We start from the raw sequence: 4,820 nt of genomic DNA, 5'->3' as shown, positions 1-4,820 counted from the left end.
GTCACTGTATTTCGAAGTTCCGGTGGATCGCCCGGCAGCACTTCTCAATCATACGTAAAACGTATTGATGGATCTGGTTCGAATTCGATGAGGGGGCGCTATGGTTCTTTTCAAACCACACAAGGCGCTGCACCACAAGCTTCTACCAAAAGTAAGTCAACGAGTCCTTCCAAAAGTACTCCTGGTAAACCGCAGCGGACGACGGTGGACTTAATTCAAGAATTTATTCCCCACGATACTGACAAAGATGGCCAGATTGGACTTTATGAATGGAGAAAAATTAATCCGACGAAACTGAGTGCCTTTTTTGTAATGGATTTAAACGGGGATGGATTTTTAACACCACGCGAGATCCAACTTTCTAAAGCAGGCAAGCCACAACGGAGCGCGGCTTCGTTTATGTTTGCCCTTACCGGAGATGAGCCAACAGAACCGAAGTCGGAAACAGAGAAAACTCAAACCACCAGTAAGAAATCGCCCGCGCCTTCTTCAGACCAAAAGACAGTCACTGCCAGCGCTGATCCGCTTGTCAATCAAGCTAACTACTTTTTCAAACTACTCGACCGCAATAAAGATCAGACGGTCTCATCTAAAGAGTGGAAGAAGAGCCGCTCCATGCGTCGCATGTTTGAAGATGCCAATATTGATCTGACAAAGACGATGTCACAGGAACAATTCGTCAAGCATTATATGTCGATTAAAAAGAATTGATCCGGACTCTACACGTTCGGAATTTATTTACTCGATGTTATTATTTGTCAGGTTGTGGCAGCTTCTTTTTTGCGCGATTCTGTTCTCTACGCGCACGACGTTTCTGACCATCATCAAATCGCCGGGCGATTCCATATCCCAAAAGTTGTAAATAACCGGAATCGAATTGAAACCGAGTTCGAACTCCCGTCTCCGTCAGTTGTGTTGTGAGCCGAATTTGATCGTTGCCTTTTTGAAAGGCAGCGTTGACAGTCTTCATGAAATCACCGCCTTGTTCGACTTCTTCTTCAGAAAACAGGCTTAACCAGGGTTTGAGATGAAATTCAACTTGAAACGGAGCGGTACGTTGTTCTTTCCGTTCTTCCGGAGTCGCGGTATTGATTTTTTCAATGGCTTCACTCAACGCACTCACTGCGATATCCGTTCCCATTGCAAACCAGATGACTTGCGAATCTGCTCCTACATAGAGAGAAGGGACGCCACCTAGAAAACGCTTTTGCTGATCATCGGGTGATTTTATATCAGGTTGTAACTGGTGTAAGGCGATTCCCTGGACCGTTCCAGCGTTAGTATAAATGTTTGCTTTGTTCTCCGAAATTTTGTCCACACGATTCACCAGGTCCAGAATTGCAGTCGGCAAATTGGGAGAAGGAGCGACTTTAATCCCGCCAATCAAAGCAAATTTTCGCGAGGGGGTTGCCACCAGTTGGGCAAATAGATCGATATGCCCTTTCTCTACCATCGACTTAAGGGGACCGAAAAACTGCTGGACCGAATTCGTATTTTGCAGCCGTTCCTCTTCGCTTAATAATTTCTCAGAAAGTTGTTTTTCGAATAATGATAAAAAAGCATGATAAGATTTCCGCTCTCGTTTCGCTATATTCATTGACGCCGAGGCGGCAATGGGCAGGTTTTCACGGGAAGTAATCACGCTGAAATAGCTGGCCTTACCGGGCAAGTTTTTAATCTCGCGGGCCAGATCGCTATTGGGTCGGGCTTTGATCTGAAAATCGATGAATCCCAGTTTTTGTTCTTTGTCAATATGGGCTCCCAGAATCAGTTCTTGCCCCTCATTTAAAAAATATTCGAGGCCGTCGAGATTCTGTTTACCGGACAAACGTCGGAGCTCGTAGGCAGAGTTCGTTTCACCGTCTCTTTGCTGTAACTGGGTTTCAATGGCGGTGCGAAAGAATCCGAGAAAAGTGGTCCGCATTAATTCGGGAACACCGCTTAGATCCAGTTTGACCGCGAGATCATATTCACTGGTTAAATTCTGAAACTGCTGTGAGGGGTCACCAAAATCTCTAGAGGTAATCATCTCCAGAGATTCTTCCGCTTCACCACCACGAAACAACATATGTGCGTACTCATTCTGTAAGCGAATAGTCGACTCGCCACGTCTTCCCTGGACGGTGTAAACATCATCGCGATCCGGATTTTTTTTGATGCTCTCTTCATCTCCCGGAATCATTGCTTCTAACGTGTCGATAAAAGTACGCATCTTGGTAATTGGTAAAAAAGCTACAAAAACTGGTTGGGGAATTAAACCGGTTTTGAGAAATAGTTCGACGCCCAGATTCTTGTCCTGGTCCAGTCCTTCCAGGTCATTTACATTTGCCAATGAGGCCGACGCAATCTCGGCGATTTCCGGTCGTTCTGCCAATTCAAAAATGAGATCTATATCCTGCAAAATGCGTTCGATACTCGCAATATTCACGATAATGATTGGCTTAGGCAATAATGCTACCACCGGTTTTTTAGATTCGTCGTTTTTGGCTTCTTTCTTTTTGGTGTCTTTTTTATCAGATGGTTCCTGAGCCTGCATCGTGCCACTGAACAGCACCCCGATCACCAGCAGTAGACTCATCAAACGCCAAAAGCGTGTAAGAGACCCGGATAATGTCCATAATGAATTCCGTTGAGAGCCAGTTCCAGAAATGAATAGATTGAACATGGTTTGCCTTTTCCGAGCAATCGAATTGATCTTGAATGGGAAGTTCTTTCTCACGCATTTGAAAGAACTAGTTCTCTGCTGACTGAACAACCAGATTCTGAAACCAGAATTGCTGTTTTCTACAACCCGTTTTCACGTACCCGTTCTAAGCAGAGGATAGCACCCGTACCACTCCCAGTATACTCATTCAGAATTCAAAAAGATTCAGAGAATCTGAAATTTTTGATGGGGAGATTCAAATGGGGAGCAGGAGAATCGACCGGGATCTGATAACCGCAATACAGAAAAACACCACTTTTCACGGGCCGTCTTAAAGTGATGGTGTTTCAGGCAGATTAAGTTTATCAAGTAGCTCTTTGGCCTCTTCGCGGGTCTTTTTATAATGGTGAGGCAAGACACGACTGTGATACGTTTGCAAAGGTCGCACTAAGGTTCGTTGCAAAACCAGTTTTCGCAAACGCCAGTGTTCCTCTGAAATCCCGACCTTGGTATGGATTTCTTTCATCTTTACAAACGCGCCATCGATGGCAGAAAGACTGAGTTCAATATCATGCAATGCCTGTTTGGAAGTGACAGGACGTGCTTGCGAACGGTTATCCCAACGTCGTTTTAATTCCTGTAACAGTCCATTCAGATGGTCCCATTGTTGAGCAGATGTCTGAAACATTTCTGGATTCGCAGTTGCGAGTTCCATCGCGCGTACAACCGAATTGATAGAACGATCTAAAGACGAGCCGTAATTGATAGCATGCAGGCGATGCGCAAATTCCAGTTGAGGTGGTGCACTTTTTGATTTTTTATACAGCTCGGCGACTTCATCGTGCATGAAATAGCTGATCATCGGATCATAAGTCGTTGCGAACTGGATGACTCGACTGATCAATTCGACGGGTGGCTCCGACTTTGCCATCGCATCCGAAAGCGCCTTGAAATAGTACATCCGTCGTTTGTCTTCATCATGAATGTAACTGTCTTTAGCCAAATTCTCTGCAGCGACCTGCTTGATTAATGAGCGAGGATTTTCCGTAATCTGATCTTTGGCAGGCTTTCTGTATTTCCAGTATTGATCGGGATATTGCGCCATCAATTTATTTTGCGCGGTGATTTCAGATAGTCTTCTGAGTATGATGGGGTCATCTTTTTCAAAATACATCCAGTCGATCAGTCGACCAGTGCGCTTCTTCTGCGAAATCATTTTTTGGATTTCTTCACGTTTCAATCCCCAACGCATCATTTCATATGGCAGCGTAAAAGCAAAGTTGCCATTGACCGTGCTGTTGACGCTGGTTTTTACATCTGTCGTCATGTTCTGTAAAGAATTACCGGAATAAGCGGCTAGATTTAATAATACCGACCAGTCCCAGCCTACTTGAGCTAAAGTAGTTCGTACTTGCGGAGCCTGTATTCGTTTCAGAAGGTTTTCTCGAATAAACCCCTGATCTGAATTCGTTGCCAGGAACAACGTTTCTCCATTGGCAATTTCAATGGCGATGACTTGTTTAAACTGAGAGATAAAGGTTTGTGCAATCACACGCAGTGGTTGTGCACCAAAATCAATGTGTTGAAATCTCTGGCAAAAGATTCCTCCCGCGTTCAAATGCCGGGAGACGTTCTGGTAAAACTCCGCTGTATATTCAGACTGAGACTGGGACACCACAGACTGAACTGGATTACTGATAATCAAGTCATACTGCTTTTCTGGTTCAGACCGGGCAGCCATCGCCAGCGAAATCGGAAGTTGAATCAATTGCACACGATCCGATTCAAAAGCGGAAATCGAATTTCGAGGCGATATCTCTTCTTGATACAACTTCACAAGACCATAATCTGATTCCATGCAAGTCACATGTTGAACGGGAAAATCCAGACTGGAATTAACACCCACGCCGGATCCTAAACCAAGAAATAATACATCCGACGGACGTTGATGGAGAATCACGGGAATCAAAAACGGCATCAGTTCGCCTGTAGTATGCGGGCACAAACCAGGGTCGATACTCGTCACTCCCAAAGGCAGCCCGCTTCTACGGATTTGAATTTGATTCTCGCGATACGACCAGAGTGTAAACGTGCCGTATTTACCATCGATTTCCGAAAGGCAACGTCCTTCATCCAAATGTGGCAACAGTTCTGATTTCAATCCATAACGCAAGCC

General features: G+C 44.9%; 3 protein-coding genes. 1 reads left to right on the top strand and 2 read right to left on the bottom strand.

Translation table 11 applies throughout. The features are described from left to right. The coding region (locus Q0668_RS14985; protein WP_298866089.1) for a hypothetical protein at nucleotides 1–711 on the top strand (711 nt) is incomplete at its 5' end. 40 nt (nucleotides 712–751) lie between these two features. Here the strand turns inward: Q0668_RS14985 and Q0668_RS14980 are convergent. Beyond that, on the bottom strand, nucleotides 752–2,578 hold the full coding sequence (locus tag Q0668_RS14980) for a hypothetical protein (protein ID WP_298866086.1): 1,827 nt from the start codon (nucleotides 2,576–2,578) through the stop codon (nucleotides 752–754). Between the two features lie 397 nt (nucleotides 2,579–2,975). Further along, a partial coding sequence (locus Q0668_RS14975; RefSeq protein WP_298866085.1) for a hypothetical protein occupies nucleotides 2,976–4,820 on the bottom strand: 1,845 nt, incomplete at its 5' end.

The sequence above is a fragment of the uncultured Gimesia sp. genome (genome assembly GCF_937910335.1).
Classification (GTDB): domain Bacteria; phylum Planctomycetota; class Planctomycetia; order Planctomycetales; family Planctomycetaceae; genus Gimesia.
Note: the sequence above shows the minus strand (reverse complement) of the source record. Positions and strands in the feature narration are given on the sequence as shown.